The organism is Ornithinibacillus proteolyticus, assembly GCF_039581225.1.
GTDB lineage: Bacteria > Bacillota > Bacilli > Bacillales > Amphibacillaceae > Ornithinibacillus > Ornithinibacillus massiliensis.
In genome coordinates, this window is record NZ_JBCPXV010000051.1 from 1 (window position 1) to 20,430 (window position 20,430).

General features: G+C 34.6%; 21 protein-coding genes and 1 pseudogene. 2 read left to right on the forward strand and 20 right to left on the reverse strand.

All coding sequences use genetic code 11. The features are described from left to right. The 19 genes and pseudogenes from AAIB49_RS16905 to AAIB49_RS16990 form a co-directional block, all read right to left on the reverse strand. The coding region (locus AAIB49_RS16905; RefSeq protein WP_343458688.1) for a DUF5694 domain-containing protein at positions 1-631 on the reverse strand (631 nt) is incomplete at its 3' end. Positions 632-646: 15 nt separating this feature from the next. Next, the gene (locus AAIB49_RS16910) at positions 647-1,147 is read right to left on the reverse strand and encodes a hypothetical protein (protein WP_343458689.1); all 501 of its coding nucleotides are present in this window, start codon (positions 1,145-1,147) and stop codon (positions 647-649) included. A 222-nt stretch (positions 1,148-1,369) separates the two neighbouring features. Then, complete coding sequence (locus AAIB49_RS20015; RefSeq protein ID WP_481857880.1) at positions 1,370-1,891, reverse strand: VanZ family protein; 522 nt, start codon at positions 1,889-1,891, stop codon at positions 1,370-1,372. Positions 1,892-2,043: 152 nt separating this feature from the next. After that, complete coding sequence (locus tag AAIB49_RS16915; RefSeq protein ID WP_343458690.1) at positions 2,044-2,931, reverse strand: methyltransferase; 888 nt, start codon at positions 2,929-2,931, stop codon at positions 2,044-2,046. Between the two features lie 282 nt (positions 2,932-3,213). Then, positions 3,214-3,816, reverse strand: a complete 603-nt coding sequence (locus AAIB49_RS16920) for a hypothetical protein (protein WP_343458691.1) — start codon at positions 3,814-3,816, stop codon at positions 3,214-3,216. Between the two features lie 283 nt (positions 3,817-4,099). After that, positions 4,100-4,495, reverse strand: a complete 396-nt coding sequence (locus AAIB49_RS16925) for an NUDIX hydrolase (protein WP_343458692.1) — start codon at positions 4,493-4,495, stop codon at positions 4,100-4,102. Positions 4,496-4,730: 235 nt separating this feature from the next. Beyond that, a complete protein-coding gene (locus AAIB49_RS16930; RefSeq protein WP_343458704.1) occupies positions 4,731-5,111 on the reverse strand; it encodes an RDD family protein in 381 nt (126 codons plus the stop codon). A 39-nt stretch (positions 5,112-5,150) separates the two neighbouring features. After that, positions 5,151-5,486 carry a peptide ABC transporter permease gene (locus AAIB49_RS16935; RefSeq protein ID WP_343458693.1) on the reverse strand — a complete coding sequence of 112 codons (336 nt, stop codon included), beginning with the start codon at positions 5,484-5,486 and terminating at the stop codon, positions 5,151-5,153. 66 nt (positions 5,487-5,552) lie between these two features. Further along, complete coding sequence (locus AAIB49_RS16940) at positions 5,553-6,008, reverse strand: 8-oxo-dGTP diphosphatase (RefSeq protein WP_343458694.1); 456 nt, start codon at positions 6,006-6,008, stop codon at positions 5,553-5,555. Positions 6,009-6,517: 509 nt separating this feature from the next. Next, entirely contained in the window at positions 6,518-7,150 is a 633-nt protein-coding gene (locus AAIB49_RS16945; RefSeq protein WP_343458695.1) for a type 1 glutamine amidotransferase family protein, read from the reverse strand. 74 nt (positions 7,151-7,224) lie between these two features. Then, positions 7,225-8,184 carry a helix-turn-helix transcriptional regulator gene (locus AAIB49_RS16950; RefSeq protein WP_343458696.1) on the reverse strand — a complete coding sequence of 320 codons (960 nt, stop codon included), beginning with the start codon at positions 8,182-8,184 and terminating at the stop codon, positions 7,225-7,227. Positions 8,185-8,490: 306 nt separating this feature from the next. Beyond that, positions 8,491-9,387, reverse strand: coding sequence for a CAP domain-containing protein (locus AAIB49_RS16955; protein WP_343458697.1), 897 nt, complete (start codon positions 9,385-9,387; stop codon positions 8,491-8,493). Positions 9,388-9,867: 480 nt separating this feature from the next. Further along, entirely contained in the window at positions 9,868-10,272 is a 405-nt protein-coding gene (locus AAIB49_RS16960) for a VOC family protein (RefSeq protein ID WP_186871433.1), read from the reverse strand. 179 nt (positions 10,273-10,451) lie between these two features. Next, a complete protein-coding gene (locus AAIB49_RS16965) occupies positions 10,452-11,663 on the reverse strand; it encodes a serine hydrolase domain-containing protein (RefSeq protein ID WP_343458698.1) in 1,212 nt (403 codons plus the stop codon). A gap of 77 nt (positions 11,664-11,740) precedes the next feature. Then, on the reverse strand, positions 11,741-12,175 hold the full coding sequence (locus AAIB49_RS16970; RefSeq protein ID WP_339217978.1) for a GNAT family N-acetyltransferase: 435 nt from the start codon (positions 12,173-12,175) through the stop codon (positions 11,741-11,743). 66 nt (positions 12,176-12,241) lie between these two features. After that, positions 12,242-12,709: an NUDIX domain-containing protein gene (locus AAIB49_RS16975; protein WP_339215042.1), complete on the reverse strand. Its 468-nt coding sequence runs from the start codon at positions 12,707-12,709 to the stop codon at positions 12,242-12,244. A 78-nt stretch (positions 12,710-12,787) separates the two neighbouring features. Beyond that, entirely contained in the window at positions 12,788-13,462 is a 675-nt protein-coding gene (locus AAIB49_RS16980; protein WP_343458699.1) for a RibD family protein, read from the reverse strand. 173 nt (positions 13,463-13,635) lie between these two features. Next, positions 13,636-15,417: pseudogene (locus tag AAIB49_RS16985) on the reverse strand (Tn3 family transposase); the annotation flags it as partial. Between the two features lie 97 nt (positions 15,418-15,514). Next, a complete protein-coding gene (locus AAIB49_RS16990) occupies positions 15,515-15,955 on the reverse strand; it encodes a cell wall hydrolase (protein ID WP_343458700.1) in 441 nt (146 codons plus the stop codon). Positions 15,956-16,331: 376 nt separating this feature from the next. On the opposite strand from AAIB49_RS16990, the gene AAIB49_RS16995 reads away from it, so the two are divergent. Together AAIB49_RS16995 and AAIB49_RS17000 are read left to right on the forward strand one after the other, a co-directional pair. After that, positions 16,332-17,849 (forward strand): phospholipase D-like domain-containing protein, encoded by a 1,518-nt coding sequence (locus AAIB49_RS16995; RefSeq protein ID WP_343458701.1) that lies wholly within the window; start codon positions 16,332-16,334, stop codon positions 17,847-17,849. Positions 17,850-17,970: 121 nt separating this feature from the next. Continuing rightward, positions 17,971-18,654, forward strand: coding sequence for a DUF421 domain-containing protein (locus AAIB49_RS17000; RefSeq protein ID WP_343458702.1), 684 nt, complete (start codon positions 17,971-17,973; stop codon positions 18,652-18,654). A 373-nt stretch (positions 18,655-19,027) separates the two neighbouring features. On the opposite strand, the gene AAIB49_RS17005 is transcribed toward AAIB49_RS17000, so the two are convergent. Next, the gene (locus AAIB49_RS17005; protein ID WP_343458703.1) at positions 19,028-19,951 is read right to left on the reverse strand and encodes a helix-turn-helix domain-containing protein; all 924 of its coding nucleotides are present in this window, start codon (positions 19,949-19,951) and stop codon (positions 19,028-19,030) included. Between the last annotated feature and the right edge of the window lie 479 nt (positions 19,952-20,430).

The following is a 20,430-nucleotide window of genomic DNA, read 5'->3' on the forward strand; positions in this document are numbered from 1 at the left end:
CTCTGACTCTATAATTTAAGATTAGTTGTACTATTAGTGGCTCTCGCACCGCAAATGGTGGCTCAATGTTCCGCATTCGGTGGCTCAAAACTACGCATAAGCGGCTCAATTCATCCGCAATAAACACCACTTTAAACAGTCCACTTTCTTCTAGAAAATTGGATAGTATTTCGACATGGCCACTACCGACGATTAATAAAATGCGCTCGTCACTTGACGTTACCAAATCAGCTAAATTCGAAAACATAATTAGATTTCTCTGATACCACCACAATAACCAGTCCATACCTACGTATTCTTCTGCTGATTTAATACGAGCCAAATTTATATTAGAAATATGATGTTGCTTTAAAGTAGTTTCTTTATTACAATTACGATACATATCTAGTATACTTAAATACTCATCTGAACTTTGATCTGTACTAGATTCTAACCACTCATAAATGTTTTTAAATAAATAAGGTTGATTTTCTTTAGCCCACACATATACGTCCCCTGCTCCTCGTTTGGCTACTCCTGGCTCCATCCAATCTATACAGTGTAATTTTTTGTGTTCTGAAGCTGCAGCTATACGAAAACCTATTTGAAATACCAAACTAATGTAGACAACATTGATACAAATCGCCTTCATCTCAATATAGCAGCCTTAGTTAAAGAAGGTTTGTTCCTTAGTAGATTTGGTAAATAAATCTATTCTTTCATTCATAGATTCTCGCTTATCTACATCCCACCATTCAACCATCATGTAAATATTACTTATTTCATTTAGTGTGATAGGACTACCATTTTCGTCCAGATATGGTCCGCTTTCCATTGCACCAGTTGTTTCTTCTGCAATATCAATTTCTGGACCGGTGAATGAACTAGAATGAACTATAATATCTTCACCATTTATAACTACGTGAGTTTCGAAACGAAAAGAGTCTGAAATGTATTCATTTGAATTTTTCATCTGTAAAGTTCCATAACCCGCTTTAAAGTCCTCAGGTGTAAGGACAACTTCATAATCGGATAAATTCCAAGTTTGACTTTCCCCCGCTAATAATAAGTAGTAATGATTCAACTTTTCACTTCCACTACATCCAGAAAGTAATATAACGAGTACTGAAAATATTAGAGATAAAACAATTTTGTTCTTGCGTGACATACTATCCCCTTTTTCTTGTTTCTGTAATTTATCGCATTATCTACCATAAATGTACTATTCTTACCATTTAATAATGTGACTGTACCTTTATATTAACATATTGTGTATTGAGTAATGAATTCTTTCAGAAGGCTTGTTCCTTTAGAATATCCTAATAAATTGACAAGAAATAAGATCACCAGTTTGGTGACCTTACGTGCAGCTCTTATATACCTTAGCTAATTAACTCATTCTTCTTTTCATAATAATATATATTAAAAATCCTATGGACCCACCTAGGGCATTCAATATAATATCATCTACATCAAATACACCTAATTGAGTAGCGTATTGAAGCAATTCCACTGTAAGACTAAATAAAATAACTAAAATTATCGATGGAAAAAACTTCCTAAATTTAAATGACAAGATTGGAAGCAATACTCCCATTGGGACAAATAATAATATATTACCAATTATATTAAAAAACCAAATATCAAAATTATAGTTATGAAAATTAATTATGTAGTTTCCGATTGTTGTAAACGGTATTAGATTATGTTGTGCTTCAATCAATGGTTGAAAGATTATCATCCTTAAGTAGATGGATTCGATATTAACAAGACTAACAAATAGTACAACACTAATGTATAAGAAAAAAAGTAATTTAACGTACAAACTAATTTTTAAATTTATAACAAACATTTTCAATAGACATACCTCCTTAATATAGAAAGTTATGTCCTGGAAAACTGAATTATACATAGCAGTTCTATTCCAATCATGTGGTCAATAGTATATGAAAAACGTGTCATCAAGATTCCTCCATCTAAGCTCCTATCCTCCATACATAGTACTATTGATAAATATATTATCCTTAAGAATGAGCCTGCTAGATTAAGAAATATCATTTCAAATTATGTATTACGAGTTTTTATATCCCCAAAGGTAATTTTCATGCTGGGGGCGTATATTAAAGAGGATTCCTTGTTAAATACTTGTGAAAATAGCAGTTCAGCCTCATATTGTTCCTGCGCTTCTTTCAATGAGACCCCACGTTTTATTAAACTATCCATAAACTGCTCTTTATTAGTCGGTTCGCCACCTACCCCCTCCTCTTTAAGCGCATAAAACAGCCTATCCTTTTCTTGTTGATTCGTATCGGGATGTAGGAAGTTAACTTTATCACTAACTCTGCATTGAATGTTCTCCACTCCCAATTCAGATAGATATTTTGGTATTTTTGCTCCAATATTTCCATCAATTCCCGTTTTACTTGCTTTTTCTTCGAATATTTTTTGTAAAATTCCTAGGGGCACAAGCTGTGATTGTTCATACCCTCCTAGCTCATAAGACGACATACCTGATATCCAATGTGGTTCAAAACATATGATTTTTCCGCCATCTATAACTGAATCTACCATTTTTTGAAGCATTTTTTGTGGCTCGGACATGTGTAATAAAAATGCATGGCAAATTGCTATGTCATATTTACACTCTAATTCAACCTCATTCGTATCTGCTACAATGAAATCTGTGTCAAAAGGAAGATCATGAAAATAATCGACCGCCTTCTTAATAAGTTGTTGTCCTTTGTCAATCCCTGTATATTTGGATCCCTTTGGTAATAAGGGTAATAATTTCAGTCCTAAATACCCATACCCACAGCCAAAATCAATAATATTTACCGGATTAGTAATCTTCCAAACCCTACTTACTAAGAACTCTAAATAGTCATCATTATAATATAAACCTCTTGTTCCTTTGAGGTATTCCAGTTGGGTATCCCAATAATAGTCCTCCATTTTAGCCCCTCCTATTTATACATGTTACTTTTTAATGTTCTACTAATCTGTTAGGAAATCATTATTACCTTTGTAGTAGTCTCCTTCCGTTATTGACTAACATCAAATACCACATAAATAATGTTCCATTCACCTCTATCTCTCCTTGGGTTACAATGGAATTACTGCCCCTATAACTTTAAACTCTATTATCACTATTGGGTATATAAAACCTCCATGTGATAGCTTTTTATTATCTTTTACTCCGTGGAACTATATAGAGTGATGTGCTGAGTGTTGTGCTCACTTATAAAATAGCAACTTATTTCGCAATAATTGATTCTCACATTCAATAGTGAATTGATATAGTTCTGGTTCTATATTAGATCTGATTTCTCTTATGATCTCCAAGAGTATATAATAAGAATCAATATTCTCAATATCCTTACCAAAGGTTCGAAAATACAATTTATTTACTTGCATTTCGCATCCTTCATTTCCTCTAAGACAATATTTCAAGTTTAGTATCCATAATTTTAATAAATGCTGATATTTATTTACGGGAACTTCTTTCAGTGATGAATAATGTGGGGTTGCTATGATTTGAATATCTATAATCCAAAATATAGGGAAATCCTGATGAATAAAGGTGATAATATAATCCAAAGGTAAATGACTTGGACTCCAATCATAAAATAAGATTTCAAAATTACGCTGCATTAATTCGGGTAATTCTTTTGCGAACTTACCGTTATCATACCCGGACACATCAATCCCAATATCAATATCAGAGTATTCATCTCTTCCATTATTTACTAAGCTCCCTCTCAGGAAAGCATCCTTTACAATGGGGTGATTTTGAAAGAATCTAATTAATTCGTTTGCTATATCAAGTCTTCTATCCATTATTCCCACCCAATATTCGGTTTTGTTAGTATTCATTCAACAGCACTTATTACTGCGTCATTCTTAATGAAATTAAAGCAAACCATTATGTAAAAAGGATTTATAGTTGTATTACACTAATCATATTTCCATTTATATCAGTCAAATCAAACCTTTTAGGTTCTCCATCTCTTATAGGAGTCTAGACTTACACCTTTTTCTTTCAACTAGTTTTGAAATAATCGGAAATTAATGATGGAAAGATTTCATTTAATGGTTATGTGGTTTATTTGTGTAGAAGCTGCTATGTAAATATAGTTTGAAGTTGAATTGCAACTTCTTTTGGTCTAATCTCTAATTCTGATAATCTACTTATATCTACCCATTCTGGTAAATATATACCTCTATTTCTTTCTTTGTCCGTGTATTCTTCACCTCGGCCAGTTCCGAATTTGCCATTAATGATCTCAGATAAGAAATAGTACTGAATTCCATTATATTCCACTTCTGCTATACATTCTTTGACCTTTACTTCTACTCCTAATTCCTCAAGAGCTTCTCTTCTTGCACTAGATTCTGGTGTTTCTCCTTTTTCTATTCCACCACCGGGAAACACATAATAAACTGCACCAGCATTTATTCTTTTAATTAGTGCAACTTTTTGATTTTCGATTATGACTACTGAAGCTCTATCTCGCATATCCAAAACCTCTTTTTTGTTAATACTAAATTTCAATAAAGAAGGAACGAATTATAGATTTCGTTCTCATAATCTTTATTGCCAATATGTTTTTATTGTTAAGTAATTCTTCATTTTATATTAACATAATTTTCGAAAAATAAAAAAGGGACAACTGTATTAATGGTAACCTTGCCTATTCACCTATTTGATTTAACTAAGTAAGATACTGCAGTCCAAAATCCAGATTTTCACTTTACTCTGGTATATTAGATGTAACGTAAGTTCGAGCCAATAAATCATGAATAGAGCGTCTATCCGCTCTTGTGGCTACTAAATAAATACTAGCAATTAGTAGAATTCCAGCAGATATGCTATAAAGTAGTTGCGCTAAAAACCCTCTGATAATCATCGTACCGAAAGTCAACTTTTCTCCTGTTAAAGAGGCTATTCGGATACCTAGAATTCGTTTCCCTACGGTATAACCATTCCAAAATAATGGAAGGAAAACATCATATAAATAAGAGAAAATCAATGCAACAATTAAAGGATGAAAGTCAAAGAGAAAATGCATTAAAAATGAAAAAACAATCATTATGACTAAATCAATCATCAACGCAAAGCCACGTTCTGTAATATCTACAGGACTATCCTTTTGGTCGTGATAGACACTGTCTTATTTGCTGAATATCGATAGAAAGTACGAACGCTTTTTTCTTTTTAAAAGATAACCTAGTGTTAATAAAATGATAGTATAGATACCGAAGAAACCAATCATAAAAACAGCTTCACCTGTATAACTAATCGGCTCATATCCACTATGTTCATTAATATGTAATTCTTCTGCTTTATAGCTAAACCAAAAAATACTGGAAATCAATAGATACAAGAGTAGTAGGGTTGCTGACTTTACATAAAATAATACTCTGTTATTTGAAGGAATTGTTTGAAATATAAATAAAAGCAGACCACTATATATAATCATAAAAAAGATTATCTCTGAAATCTCCATCTTATCCCCCTAAATCTAAAAACCATCTCTTTTAGCTCTGGTACTCTTTTACATAGCCAACTACCGTTAAAGAAACTTTGAAGTTAATCTTTCTCCTTCTTTGAAATAATACAATTCGCTAATGTCATCTGATTCAAATACTTGAAGCATTTTCTCAAAATCATCTGCTAGTTTATAATTCAAGAGCTCCTCTCTCTTGATCCAAAATACATTCCCTTCTTGAGAGGATCTTAATTCACCTTCAAACTGTTTAGTCTTATAAAGTAGGACAACATAACGCTCTCCTTCTGTTGTCTGAAATTGTTTGATACCACAAAGAGTTGGTGATGTAATGGTCAAACCTGTTTCTTCATATACTTCACGAATTACGGAATCCGCGAAAGATTCGGATTCATTTACATGACCACCTGGAAATGTAATACCAGGCCAATTGGAATTTACTCTATCTTGTACCAGAACGCTTCCTTTGCCATCATAGATCATACACATATTGGTTAATACGACATTTTCACTTATACTCACGAGTATCACCCTTCTACGTTGTTTTATTGTTGTGATCAATTAATTAATTGGTTTATGTATTCTGAAATAAGTCGCCAGCCTAGTTTACACCGATCCCCTATGTTTTAACATAATATTCCAATAAAAATGAGTCCATCTGATGCGCTGATTTTCTACTAGCTTATTTAAACAATCTGCCCTCTACTTATCCCCTTAATTTTAACATATAATTACAAAAAATTAAAATTGTTAGAATAAAACAAAGCGGCCAAAAATAGCCACCTTGTTAAAAACGATTGCCTCAATCCTTCATCATCTTCATATATTGCTACTTTAACACGTTGATCCATCTAGTTAACATATTCTTCAGGATTTGAGAGGGGTCTTTCAGGATTTGGGACACCTTCTTCAGGATTTGAGTACATGTTTTCAGGATTTCAAGCATCATCTTCAGGATTTCGTTATAGGATTAACCTAAAGCATCGTTAGTTAAAGTAAATGTAATACTCATACTACAATAATCTTTCAGTTCATTTGTTTATTGAATTCATTAGCTGGTAGAAATGTTCAGGCTTATGAGTCTTATTAAGTTTATACCATGAATCTAATGTATCTGGTGCAAATACATCTAATTTTTTCAGTACTTCATTAGCGAATTCCAATGGTGCTACGCCAGAAGCAGTAATCAGATTTGTATCAGTTACCACAGGACTCATCTCATAAAAATTATCTCCATTATAATTAGGACAAACCATTTTCAAATACTCTAAGTCATTACTAGTATGCTTTCTGGAATCTAAGTAACCCATATTCGCGAGTCCTTCTGTTGCACCACAAATGGCTGCGATAATTGTGCCTAGTTCGATTGCATCCCCAATTTTTCTCAAAATAGGTTGATGGATTTTTTCACTCCAAGTGGTACCTCCAGGCAAGATTAAAAGCTCCCCACCCTGAAGATTACATTCATATAGGGTAATATCTGGTTTTATACTTAGTCCTCCCATTGTACTAATTACTTCTTTATTCATTCCTATTGTGACTACTTCTAAAGGTGCTAACCCTTTTTTAAAATATCTTCCTGAGTTTAGTTCAGCAATTAAATATCCATATTCCCAATCTGACATCGTATTAAATACATAAAGATAGGCAGTTTTTATTTGCATCCGTTAACACTCCAATCCTATTGATATTGCCCATTATAATACAACTTGCCTGACAGCTAACGTCAGGGAAGTTGTTATATTTGATGAAATTTTATTAAATCGGATAGAACTTCGATAAGCCTATCCTTAAGACTTATTGGCTCAATCACTTGAATAGACTTTCCATACGGTATGAGTATATTAGGTAAATATGTATGTATCATATCTTTTTCGAGAGTAAATACTGCTTGATTTGAATTACGTTCTTCCAAATAATGTCCTAAAAACCAATTTTGACAAATGTAATCTAGAGAATTTGTATTTCCTTTGATAACTACAGAAATAAGCTCTTTCCCTTCATTCAAAGTTGGAAGTAGATTTTTCATAAAATAGTCCCGTGCTAAAAATTGATTTGGCTGATTAAATTCATGTTCAGTTATCACTAAATTTCCAACTCTTTCTATCTTAAAACTACGAATATCATTCCTAAGGTGACAAAATCCAATTACATACCACTTATTGTTCCAATATATAATTCTGTACGGATCAACCAATCTATCATTTGGTAGATCTTCACCACTTTTTTGATATAGGATCTTTACGGAGAATCCATCTGTTATAGCCTTTTCCAATTCCTTCAAGTAAGGTACTGTAGAGGAACTCACTCCATTTATTACCTCAAGTATGGATGAATGTTGGTTTAACTTTTTTTGCTGTTCTTGATTAGAATATTTGCTTAGCTTTGAAATAGCCCTGTTTAACGATTCATCTCCGTAATATCCTGCTTCTTCTGCAAACACAGCAGCATGAAGTAGTGAGGTTTGCTCTTCTAAATTGAAAATAAGAGGAGCTTGAATAAAATTATTCAATAAAGTATATCCGCCGTTATGTCCTGGTTCCGAAACTATGGGTACACCACTGGTTGAAAGTGTATCAATATAACGATACACAGTTCTTATATTCATCTCTAACTTTTCGGAGATTTGTTTAGCAGTAATTTTCCCACCGGAACTTAGCATCCATAAAATTGCTAGTACATTGTCAATTTTAGGCATTTATTTCCACCTCTATATGGTTATTAATATAAGTCTAAACGATAATTTAAATGAGGTAATTATTAAAACAAGTATAGCGTAGTCCCCCTTTTCGTAACAAGCATCCTCGTATTATAAATTAGTAATCGTCTATTGCAGGACCATTCTTCACGCCCTAAACAGAGATGGTAGCCTAATAACGTTTATACTTTATTAGGAAAATTATTCCTTACCAATCCCAGGTATCTGGAACATTTTTTATCCATTAAAATAGTAAAACCTCAAAAAAGAGACTAGCAATTTGCTAATCTCTTCATGAGTTAAACATTATTTACCGATAAATTGTTGTGTCCAAATGTTCCCTTGTTCCACATACCCTACACCAATGTGTGTAAAGTTCGAATTTAGTATATTTGCGCGGTGGCCTTCACTGTTCATCCAAGCATTAACTACTTCTTGTGGAGAGCGTTGGCCTTTGGCGATGTTTTCACCTGCAGTACGGTAAGTTATTCCAAAGCTTTTCATCATGTCAAATGGTGAGCCATAATTTGGGCTATTATGACTAAAGTAATTGCTTGCTGCCATATCGCGTGATTTTTCTCTCGCTACTTTACTTAATTCTGTATCAACTTTCAACGGAGCTAAGCCATTTTTCTCTCTTTCTTGATTTGTAAGCTCGACTACTTCTTGCTCGAATTGACTTAGTTCAGATGCTTGAGATTGGTTTTTCTCAGTTTCTTCTGCTTTTTGTTCTGTTGCTTCATTTTTAGCTGGAGCATGTTCAGTTTGTTCCTTAGCCGGCTCTTTCACTGGTTGTTCTTGCTGCTCAGTCTTCTCTGGTTGAGCTGGTTCTTCCTTTTGTGCTGGTTGCTCTTGTTGCTCAGTTTTTTCCGGTTGAGTAGATTCTTCTATTTGTACTGGCTGCTCTTGTTGCTCAGACTTTTCTGGTTGAGCTGGTTCTTCTTTTTGTACCGGTTGTTCCTTATGAGTTACATTCTTATTTGCTTCTTTCCAATCAATATGATAATTTTCCATCAGTTTATTGATTAGATTATGAATTTTTGCTTGTGCTTCTTGTCCAGTCAAACTACCATTTTCTCCATTGATTGAATAGTAGAATTTATAGTTAAACGAATGATTTGATTCGGCATTTGCTGTATCAAAACCTGCTCCAAAGATAAGAGCTGCTGATAAAGCTGTAACCATTCCAATTTTCTTAAACATTGAAATTTCCCTCTCCTTTTCGCTAAATGTTTGTTTATCAACTTACGAACACATCATAACACACGTTTTTTGTAATATTTATGGATTAATTTCCCATTAACATGGTCGGAATCTACTCGTAACTCCATCATTATATAAAAACACTAGAGTTATTAACTAGAACAGAAGAATAGTAGTCTTTATTTTATTGCTATAAAATAGGAAAACAGGAAATTAATTCTAGGAATATAGTATTGACAACTTTTCGCGAATGCGCTTTTTGTAACAATTATCGCTATTTTGTAATATAAATTCCGACTTATTTACGGACATAGAGGCAGAATTACTAGATAAGGAAAAATACACTTGCAGCTAATATCTCCTAGTTTCCTTCTAGTCTTCAATCCTAGCAGGGAAATGTTAGTAAGTAGTCAAGCAATCTAAATTCAGTTCAAAAGAAAAACACCTCCAAATGGGGTGCAGTCGAAGTATTATCACTATTTAAAGCTTATTTTCTGATACTCGTAGAATAGTTTCCATACGTTCTTTCTCTTCTTTTTTATTTTTATATTCAAAGAATCCAATGATATTTCCCCACGGATCAGAAAAGGTTCCCCATCTTGCTGGTACATCTTTTCGTGAATAAATCTCAAAGTTTTCTACATTCAAATCATGAATAACTCTGTTTTTCTCTTTCTCCATGTTTAAAACTCCTAAACGAAGTGGACCACTCCCTTTTGCTGGTGTACCCTTAGCAAGTTGCAACCAACTACCTGGAACAACCTCCCATTCTGCAAATCCTTCATGGGGGACAAAATCAGGTTTACGTTGAAACAGTTCTTCGTACCATTTTTGCCCTTCTTCCATATCTGGTACTCGAATCTGAACAGTCATTTCAAAAATCAAAATAATCACTCCTAAAACTATGTAATTGCATCTTAAAGATAACACTTAATGCCTAATTCAAATTCTTCTGGTTTGCTCTCTTATATTCTGTGGAGATTAAATGCTATAAGGTTAATTAGAGTGTTCTCGTTTGTATGTATGCCATAATAGTTATGATACTTGCAATCTGGGTTGATTAGCTAATCTAGCTTACTTGATAATTCAAACAAAATCTCTGGCCACCAGTCTACCTTTCCGGTTGTTATCCCATTACGAACGATAACAACATTATATTTAGGGCTAACGTAAATAACTTGACCATATTTACCATGTGCAAAAAAATCATATTCTTCTTCTCCACGATTGTAGCCTAACCACATATATGCATAATAACCGTGGTTACGGTTAAAAAAGTCCCATTGTGTAGAGCCATAATAAGAATCCTTCAAGCCCTCAATTGGTTTTGTAGAATCAATTACCCATTGACTCGAAATAACCTGTTCTTCGTTCCAGTTACCTTCATCTAAATACAATTTGCCAAATTTAGCAAAATCTATAGGTCTAGCATTTATACCACTTTCCATTTTTTCGAATCCATGCTTTTTACTGTCTATACTCCAAGATGCTGAAAACTCCATTCCTACTTGTTGCCATAACGTTTTTTGTAAATATTCAGAAACAGTTTGTTTAGTTGACCTTTCTAAAATTATTCCTAATAGTAGCGGATGATAATTGTTGTATAGGAACTTTTCTCCTGGTATATCAACTAATTCAGTTTCTTCTAGAGCTAAACGCCTTAGATTAGGAGAATAATATGTTTTAGCGTCATCTCCAAATAATAAACGACCTTCCTCATAGTGTATTCCAGAGGACATCATGAGTAGGTTTTGTATACTAATAGCTTCAAATCCTTTATTTGTCAATTCGGGTATATAATTAGTGATAGGTTCTTCAACACTCTTAATAAATCCGTCCTCTATTGCTTTACCAATCAGAAATGACACAAAAGATTTTGCAACAGAAAAAGACGTATTTATAGACTCTCTGTTATAATCGTTGAAATATTTTTCATATATTATATGATCATCCTTCATAATAATAAATGAAGATGTATCCGTTTCGGTAAAGAACTGTTCAGCTTCTCCAATCGTATATTTTTCTTGATTATAGTTATAGCTAATATCCTTTAACACATCATCAATCAATTCTTCTTTCAAATCATAGTCGAAGGCGAAACTATTATCCCCTTTCTCAATTTCTCTGTATGCAAACTTTTGATGATCGTAAAAATCCGATTCACCCCAGAGGACATTCCTACTAACATAGATGAATGATTTATAATCCGGTAATATGAACAGATACGCTAATAAAACTAGAATTAATCCTATTGGGAAGATACTAATTTTTTTCATAAGTCCCCCATCGATTATTATTTTCTAACTCTATATTATCTATAATTAACTTTGGTGACCTATATAACGAATGTTTATTACAAACATGTTCTGAAGACATAGCTAACCTTGTCGTAATTCATTTTCTCCTCATAAAACTGGTGTGCATTTGTTCTTTGTAAACCTGAAGACAAAGCAACACTTTCATAATTATTTTCTTTGGCCCAATTATGAACAAAAGTAAGTAGCTTCTCTCCATACCCCTTTGAACGCCTTTTCGCATCGGTTACTAAATCACAAACCCAAACAAATCTACCATAGTACAGTGTAATCATAGGTTTGAAACCAATTACTGCAACTAATTCCCCTCTATCAAATAGAGCGAACATTTTATAGCTATCCTTTTCTCTTGCTTCCAAGACTAATTCGAGATATGATTCTTCATCAAGATGAGTTCGTAGCTGTTTTATAACCGTGAATGCTTCTAAAATTTCGTTTTGTGAATTTAATTCTTTAATGGCTATAGTCATTATTATTCCCTTCTTCATCTTTAGTAGTGTTTATCGAAAGTAAAAAGTGAGTTGTCCTTCACGGTCTCCTTACCCCATATCCCCAACATAAGTGGCAATAATGTCACCTTCTCTCTCATATTTTAATAGAATTGGTATCATTGCTTTCGGGTAAAAATCAGAATTAGATAATTCTTTCATCGGTATCCACTCAATCCCTATTTGATCAGGGTCAGGTTCGATATTTTCACCTATTTTATCTAGATCAGAAGGAACTGTGCAGGAAAAAAGATGAACCACTACGTGCGTTTCACTATCCCATTGAGCGTGTTCATGGTTTTTTCCGATATACTCACTTACAAATAGAAGCTCGTTTACTTCGACCTTTACCCCTATCTCTTCTCTACATTCCCTAATTACTGCTTCTTTTAGAGTCTCGCCTGGTTCCTGACCACCACCAGGGAGTATGTTCATAAACTTGTTATAATCATATTTTTTTAAAGTTAATAGTTTTCCTTCATGGATGATAATCGCTTGAACAGAGCTTCTTATTTTCAACTGTAACTCACTCCATATTCCTATCAAAATTAAACTAATATTTTTAAAAGCGGATCCCTATAGCTTTGTTGACTAACATTACCGCTTAACTTTGTAGTGCACCGACACAGAACCTGCACCAACAGGCTTTACCTGAATCAGATCTAATTTAGTTATTTCATGTACAGATTGTAATTCATCGCAATCAAATAGTGATGGTGTTCTTCTTCCGGCCACTACTAATGGAGAATACACAATACTAATTTCATCTATTAAACCCTGCCTTAAAAAAGCTCCGTTGATTGCTCCTCCACCACTTAAGCCAAGTGTTCTAAATCCCTTTTCATATAATTTTTGAAGTGCTAAAGTTAGGTCAATATGGTCACCCTTGCCTGCAATAATATAGGGTATTTCTTTCGCTTCTAGCTGTTCAAAATAAGCAGGAGGAGCATCTTCTCTCGTTATAACGATGAGACCATCTGTTTGATACCAATTAATTCGCCCTCTCCCGTCAAAAACGATGTAAGCTTTTGATTTTTTAGGTTGATAAACTGATTTTTCTAAATCAATCCAGTGATTCCCATACACCATCAATGTTTCACTTCCAGATAATAATGCATCACATTCTAAGTCATCATATAACCGATGGCTGATGTCATGTGCATCTCCATCAATTCCTTCTTTTGTCCATTCTGATACATTATGGTTTGGGGCAGTTGAGAGTTTTCCATCTATTGAAGAGAAAACATTGAGTATTACTTTCGGTCTATTCATTTCTCTCACCTCTATTCTTTGACTCATACACAATAGTAACATAATATTCTAAAAATAAAATCCATTTTAGTTGCTGTAAATATCGGTGATAGACTAATAGGGGTAGCGTCAGGAAAATGCGGATTTACAACGCTAAGCCCATTTTCAAGACGATTCCCCCAGTTTTAACAACGTTAAGAAAGTTTCAATGGTCTTAAAGAATCTAACGAGACCATTTTCTCCGAATTAAAATGGTATTCTCCAAGTAAATTAATATGTTCCCAACCTAGAGGTGACATATGGTGCAATAATTCTTCATTAAAACTACCTGACCGTTTTTGATATTCAACTGCCTTTGTTAGATGTAAAGTATTCCAGATACTGATGGCATTGATAATTATGTTTAAGGCACTGGCCCTTTGCAATTGATGCTGTATGGTTCGTTCCCTAAGCTCGCCTTGTTTTCCGAAGAAAATAGCTCTTGCCAGTCCATTCATGGCTTCTCCTTTATTCAATCCTTTTTGTATTTTTCTTCTTAATGATTCATCCGAAATATAATTCAAAATAAAGATCGTTTTTTCTATTCGGCCTATCTCACGTAAGGCTGTAGCCAAGCTGTTTTGTCTTGAATAAGAACCTAATTTCCCCATAATGAGAGAAGCAGAGACCGTTCCTTTACGAATGGAATGTGCCAACCTTAATACATCATCATAATTTTCCTGAATGATCTTGGTGTTAATTCTTCCACGAAGCAACTTCTCCATTTCTGGATATTGGTCTGGCTTTTCAAATGAATAAAGTTTTGAATCTGCAAGGTCTCGTAGTCTTGGGGCAAATCGAAATCCTAACAAATTAGTTAATCCGAATACTTGATCCGTATAACTAGCCGTGTCTGTATAATGTTCTTCAATATGCAAGTCGGTTTCATGATGCAATAAACCATCTATAACATGAACAGCGTCTCTTGCGTTTGTATTAATCACTTTCGTATAGAAGCTAGAAAATTGGTCACTAACAAACCGATAAATGGTTGTTCCTTTCCCTGTGCCGTAATGTGGATTTGCATCAGCGTGTAAGGATGAAACTCCTACTTGAACACGCATTCCATCTGAAGAAGAAGTTGCCATCGCCCCAGTACGACGACAAGTTTAACTGGTGTTGAAAATTCACCATAACGGCTTGTGCTTTATTCATAGCATCTTCATATAAACACCACTGTCGGCTGTGGACATTTGCCGGTAAGAAACCCCTTGTGTCGCTTCTGCCATCTTAGTAAGACCGATGTTTGTTCCCATAGCCATAATCGCTGCCATGATTGCAGACTTTTCTTCTTCTTTCGGTGGATTCAGCGTAGAAGCATGGAGGAACTGCTTTTTGAATCCCGTCCAACTTGCTACTTCCATAAGTAAATCTGTCAACTTCACACGAGGTATCAGTTGATATAGAGATAAACTATATTCTCGTGCTGTTTCTGGAACGTTTTTCTCCAAACGATGGAGATGCAGTCGTCCGTCTTCAAAATTAACCCCATCTAATTCTGTGATATTCGCTTTAATCCATTCAAGCCGATTATGTAATGCATCCATTTTCAATTTTAAGTATTCAGCAACAGAAGGTGGTGCGGTAAGTCCATTAAGGTGCTTGTTTTGCTGCCATGCTTCTTTTGTCACTAAATAATTATCAAAATCTTGATGCTGACGACTTCCTTTAATAGAAACGTTACCTGAGCGTACAAGATTTCTTAACTCGGTAAGAACAGACATCTCATAATATTGGCGATTTATATTCCCATCATCATCATAAACGTGCTTTTGCCAGCGATTCGAGATAAAGTCCAAAGGAGCGCCTTCTGGAATTTTTCGTTTATTATTTTTGTTCATCTCTTTAATGGTCTCAATAGCTTGAAGCAATGGCTCTCCTGATTTTGTAGAAGTGAATTCTAGGGCTTCTAACAATGTTGGGGTATATTTACGTAAGTAGTTTTATAGGCACTGAAAAAAGGATCTTCCAGTAAGAAGTTCCTTTTTTTTGCTGCTAAAAGTTTTAGTTTTTAAAAATCTTCGAATCTTTTCCTCAACGACTATAAACGCTTTCACATGTTCCAGGCGCTGGTTCATAAAAACAATGTTGTTTAAATTGACCACTAAAAGGTTGGTCATACCATGTTGGAGGACACGGACCATATGGATTAAAGTACCAAAGAGCATATTTCGCTGGGTGATCTCTCCAATATTCCAAATTCTTTCTTGCTAATCTTCTTTCAGATTCTCTTGCTCGTTGATAAAACATATTGCCTTTTTGCACAGCTTCAAAGGAGTAATTTCCTCCTTGTACTTGAAAAATAACATCTTCAATGGTCCTTAAATCCATGAAATCCGCACAATCAGCTACAGCACGGTTTACAATCACGTTTCCAACATAGAGCATCCCCTGTACTCCTTCACCTTCAGCCTCTGCTCTCATCATCCTTGCCATTAAATCAACGTCTGCATCTCGGTAAGCGACTCTTGCCATTTTTTCACCTCCAAAATACAGTATGAAAAAAAGCATACATTCATGTCCCTTTTTTACAAAAATTAAATGAATACTCTATAAAAAACCAAGTTAACAATTAGTAGTAGTGCCTTGCCCCTGTTGGAGTCTTTTTCGTAGTCAGCTACATCAGAATTACGGAAGGTATTGGGATTAAATCGAAGAAATGTAAAACGAACCTCCTTTTTTGTTTTTCGATCCATTTCCGACGTTTAAATTCCTGTGACAAAATAAACTAATTACAAAATATTTATTTTGAGTGCCTCATAAGAAAAGGTATCTAAACAATTCTTTCGTATTCCAAACGTATACTCGCTACATAGTTTGTACATGCTAAGAAAAAACTAGGGGGAATTTTATGGAGTGGATTTTTTATCTACACCTGTTAAATACGTTCTTTATGTTATTCATAGCAATTTGGGAAGTTCGTCGTCCTGCCAAGGCTCTGAATTGGATAATAATCGTCCTTTTATTGCCTATCATTGGTTTCTGGCTATATCTTAGTACAACAAATCCCAAAATTATTCATCGGAAAAGATTGACATCTTCTCATAATGAGTCTGATAAATTACCTGATACATACAGTAATTCAGCATTGATAATCGCCGATGCTTTACGGCATTTCACTGTCGATGGGCTTCGAGTCGGCAAAGTCCAAGTTCTAAACAATGGAATAGCAAAATATGAACAACTTATCGAATCCCTACAAAAAGCTCAAAAAACCATTGATCTGGAATATTTCATCTATCGGAACGACCAAATTGGTAATCGCATCACAGAACTGCTGATCGAAAAAGCAGTAAATGGAGTGCGGGTTCGTTTTATTAGAGATGGTTGGGGGAGTAAAAAATTTCCGCGTCAAAAAATTCTTCAGATGGTGGAAGCAGGGATAGAATGTCGGACAATATTTCCTTTAAGTTTTCCCTGGATTTTGTCCAATTGGAATTATCGGGATCATTGTAAGATTGTGACGATTGACAGAAAGGAATCCTTTACTGGCGGTATGAACGTTGGGTATGAATATACAGGATTAAAGCCAGACGTAGGATTTTGGAGGGACACTCATTTGCAAATTATAGGGGAAGCAACAGGCGACTTGCAGACTATCTTCGACGTTCATTGGAATATCGCTGTACCAGAACGGATAAAGTCAAAAACAAAATCTGAGGCAACGAAAAAGGTCACTAAAATCCCAAAATATAAATCAAAGGAAATCAATCCAACCGGCAGCATAGATCTTTCAAGATGGTCTGCCGAATTAGGATCTGAGTTATGGCCTATAGAAGGTAAAACAGACAATACCCAAACAAAGACAGGAGAATTGCAAAAAGCGTACATCCATACGTTGGAAGGAAACCCTGGAATTCCTACCCCAGTTATTCGTCAAGCTTACTTTATATGTATAACACAGGCGACCAAAACTATTGATATAACAACACCCTACTTTGTACCAGAAACAGATATTATCATGGCATTAAAGACAGCTGTGGCTCGTGGTGTGCACGTAAGATTGCTGGTTCCTCGCCACATTGATCAAAAAAGCGTGGGCTATGCAAGTCGTACCTATTACGGGGAACTTATAGAAGCTGGGGTCCAAATCTACCAGTACAATAAAGGAATGTTACATGCGAAACTGATGATCATTGATGAGGAAATTGCAGAAGTAGGCGCAGCAAACTATGATATGAGAAGTTTTCGCCTGAATTATGAGGTGTGTCAAGTCGTGTACAGTGCTGATGTGGCAAGGGAACTCACAGAGCAGTTCGAGAGGGATCTTACTGATTCTGTACCATTAAGAATGGAAGACTTGTTGCAACGATCCCTGACCGAGCGCATTTTTGAACAAGGTGCTCGTCTGCTTTCTCCATTATTATAAGTTGAAAAAACCCGTATTTTTTATCTTTCTGATTTTAATTTAGCTTACATGTTGTAATATAAATATTTTAAAACATGAGGATTTTTGAAATCGAGTGAAATTTAGATTGGAGGAAAATACTTTGGAAGAAGTTAACATTGGTTTACTGACGATCAAAGTCATCGTTGGTTTCGCCACTTTATTTTTTATCATTATCATAACAGGAAGAACATCCATCTATCAGTTATCCCCGTTTCACTTAGTTTTTGTGTTAGCACTTGGAGATTTTTTAGGAAATACCATTTATGAAGATAAGGTAGGGATTTTTCATTTTTTATATGCCATCGGATTGTGGACGTTTCTTATGTTGGGAATAGAGTTTATGACTCTAAAAAATAAATCGACACGTTCTCTCTTATTAGGCAATCCTAACATCATCATTCGAGATGGTGTTATGGACAGAAAGTTACTTACAAAGAACAAACTGGATGTAAATCAAGTATTGAGTCTACTCCGTCAAAATAATGTCTTTTCAGTTCGCGAAGTCAAATACGGTATATTAGAAGCTAATGGGCAATTAAGTTTATTATTACAATCCAAGTATCAAATTCCAGAAAAGCAAGATCTCAATCTTCCAGAAATTCAAGTAGACCTCCCAACATCGTTAATTATAGATGGAGAAATTTTATGGGATAATTTACATGAACTCGGATTTGATCAACAGTGGTTAGATAACCAATTAACTACCAATGGATATGATAATGTAAAGCGTATACTATACGCAGATTGGCGAGAGAGTGAAGGCATACATGTAAGTTCTAAATAAAATTTGTTAGGATAAGAGCACATCAATTTTCTTGGTGAATATAAACTTTAGTCTTCAACAATCAGGCGCTTTAATGAAGTAACTAAAGCCTAATTTTTCACTTATAACACCGAGAAATTAGACTTTTTATATTTTGATTTCCTTAACGTTGTAAATCCGCATTTTCCTGACGCTACCCCTAATAGAACAGAATAAATTCAATAGTTATAAAAAGAGATACCAATGTTTAGAATTAGTATCTCTTACTTTTGACTATTGATTTTTATAACGGGTACTTGTTTCTCTGTTTAATCAATGCACAATATTTAAAACCATCTCCGGATAATAGGCGAAAAACAGCTTTCCTATCTTCAACACTAGGCTGATTTAACTATTATTTTTCTAACAACTCCTGAATCCATCTGCTCAACGTTGTTTTGTCAACAAATGGCGCTAGACGAGTAATCGTTTCTGGATTAACATTAGCAATTTTTCTGTCTTCCACAAGGCGATTTAAATACTCCCTTCCAAGAAAAGGTGCTAAAGAAGTGAGAAGGTGTGAATCTAACTGCCCTTCCATCGTCCGGTCAACTATACTAATTAACTTTTCGCGGCTGCAGAAAGGAGCAAGGTTAACGATCGTTTTCATCTCAACCTCATCACTAATTGCCTGCTCCATTAACTTATCCACGGCTTCCCTTCCAATAAACGGTGCCAATCTTGAAACAGCCTTTAAATCCATTCCATCTTTATTTGCTTGGTCAATTAATCTCCTTAACACATCTTTACTGAGAAATGGAGCCATTTTCTGAACAAATCGAATGTCAAATTCATCTTCTATCGTTCTGTCTACAACCAATTTATCTAACAATTCTGTTTCGACAAATGGTGCTAAACGTACAAGCAAATCCGTATTTAATAACCGTTTATCCAGTTTTGATGTAACTTCAGTCAATTCACTCGATTTTAAGAGAGGGGCAGCATTGACTAATCCTTCCATATCCGCTTCTCCTGTATTAATCATAGAAGAAACGTCCTCATGTCGGCTTTCAGAAAAACCTTTCATGACGTGCCCAAAGTTCTTAATATATACCGAACTATCTTCATCTGCTCCCCCATTCATTAACTCATCGATAGATACCCCAAAAGTTTGCCCAATAGTCATTAATGTTCCTATATCAGGTAATGAATCACCTCGTTCCCATTTCGACACGGCCTGATGACTAACATTCAATTTATCCGCCATCTCCATTTGTGTCCAATCTCGTTCCTTCCTCAGCTTCGAAATATAGCTTCCAACCTTACTTGTATCTAACATCTTAATTTCCTCCTAAAATTGTTTCAGTGCGCACTGTTAATGAAAGCGTAGCATATAGATCACAAGATGCCTATCAACAGTTAGTTGAGTAGAAAATTCTACTACCAGTAGAATTTAACAAGTTAGAATTCGGTCTTACGGCTTGTAGGTTAACATAGTGCAAAACAATACATCTAAATCACGGAAAAAACATAGCAGAATTAAGCTGTTTTTACCGTTCAGTTACTATCAGATTGGAGATTTAATTATCAGGAAGAATAGTTGACGTTTTACATTATAAATTAAATCTTTGTTTGATCATTTCTGCTACAACTTCCGCACTTATGTTGGTATTATCTATTTTTATATAGTTGAATCAATTTCATAATTGCTCTTTTTAAAAATTCACAGACCTACAGAATTTCTAAAATATACTTTTAAAAAACAATAATCACGCGGCTTGTTGCTGCTGAATTAATTGTGCATTCATACGATCTGCC

Excerpts from the sequence above, each read along its gene's own strand:
- AAIB49_RS16955 (WP_343458697.1), bottom strand. The coding sequence starts at position 9,387 with ATGTTTAAGAAAATTGGAATGGTTACAGCTTTATCAGCAGCTCTTATC.
- AAIB49_RS16920 (WP_343458691.1), bottom strand. The coding sequence starts at position 3,816 with ATGGATAGAAGACTTGATATAGCAAACGAATTAATTAGATTCTTTCAA.
- AAIB49_RS16965 (WP_343458698.1), bottom strand. The coding sequence starts at position 11,663 with ATGAAAAAAATTAGTATCTTCCCAATAGGATTAATTCTAGTTTTATTA.
- AAIB49_RS16910 (WP_343458689.1), bottom strand. The coding sequence starts at position 1,147 with ATGTCACGCAAGAACAAAATTGTTTTATCTCTAATATTTTCAGTACTC.
- AAIB49_RS17005 (WP_343458703.1), bottom strand. The coding sequence starts at position 19,951 with ATGTTAGATACAAGTAAGGTTGGAAGCTATATTTCGAAGCTGAGGAAG.
- AAIB49_RS16935 (WP_343458693.1), bottom strand. The coding sequence starts at position 5,486 with ATGGAGATTTCAGAGATAATCTTTTTTATGATTATATATAGTGGTCTG.
- AAIB49_RS16925 (WP_343458692.1), bottom strand. The coding sequence starts at position 4,495 with ATGCGAGATAGAGCTTCAGTAGTCATAATCGAAAATCAAAAAGTTGCA.
- AAIB49_RS20015 (WP_481857880.1), bottom strand. The coding sequence starts at position 1,891 with ATGTATAATTCAGTTTTCCAGGACATAACTTTCTATATTAAGGAGGTA.
- AAIB49_RS16950 (WP_343458696.1), bottom strand. The coding sequence starts at position 8,184 with ATGCCTAAAATTGACAATGTACTAGCAATTTTATGGATGCTAAGTTCC.
- AAIB49_RS16995 (WP_343458701.1), top strand. The coding sequence starts at position 16,332 with ATGGAGTGGATTTTTTATCTACACCTGTTAAATACGTTCTTTATGTTA.
- AAIB49_RS16990 (WP_343458700.1), bottom strand. The coding sequence starts at position 15,955 with ATGGCAAGAGTCGCTTACCGAGATGCAGACGTTGATTTAATGGCAAGG.
- AAIB49_RS16915 (WP_343458690.1), bottom strand. The coding sequence starts at position 2,931 with ATGGAGGACTATTATTGGGATACCCAACTGGAATACCTCAAAGGAACA.
- AAIB49_RS16945 (WP_343458695.1), bottom strand. The coding sequence starts at position 7,150 with ATGCAAATAAAAACTGCCTATCTTTATGTATTTAATACGATGTCAGAT.
- AAIB49_RS16980 (WP_343458699.1), bottom strand. The coding sequence starts at position 13,462 with ATGAATAGACCGAAAGTAATACTCAATGTTTTCTCTTCAATAGATGGA.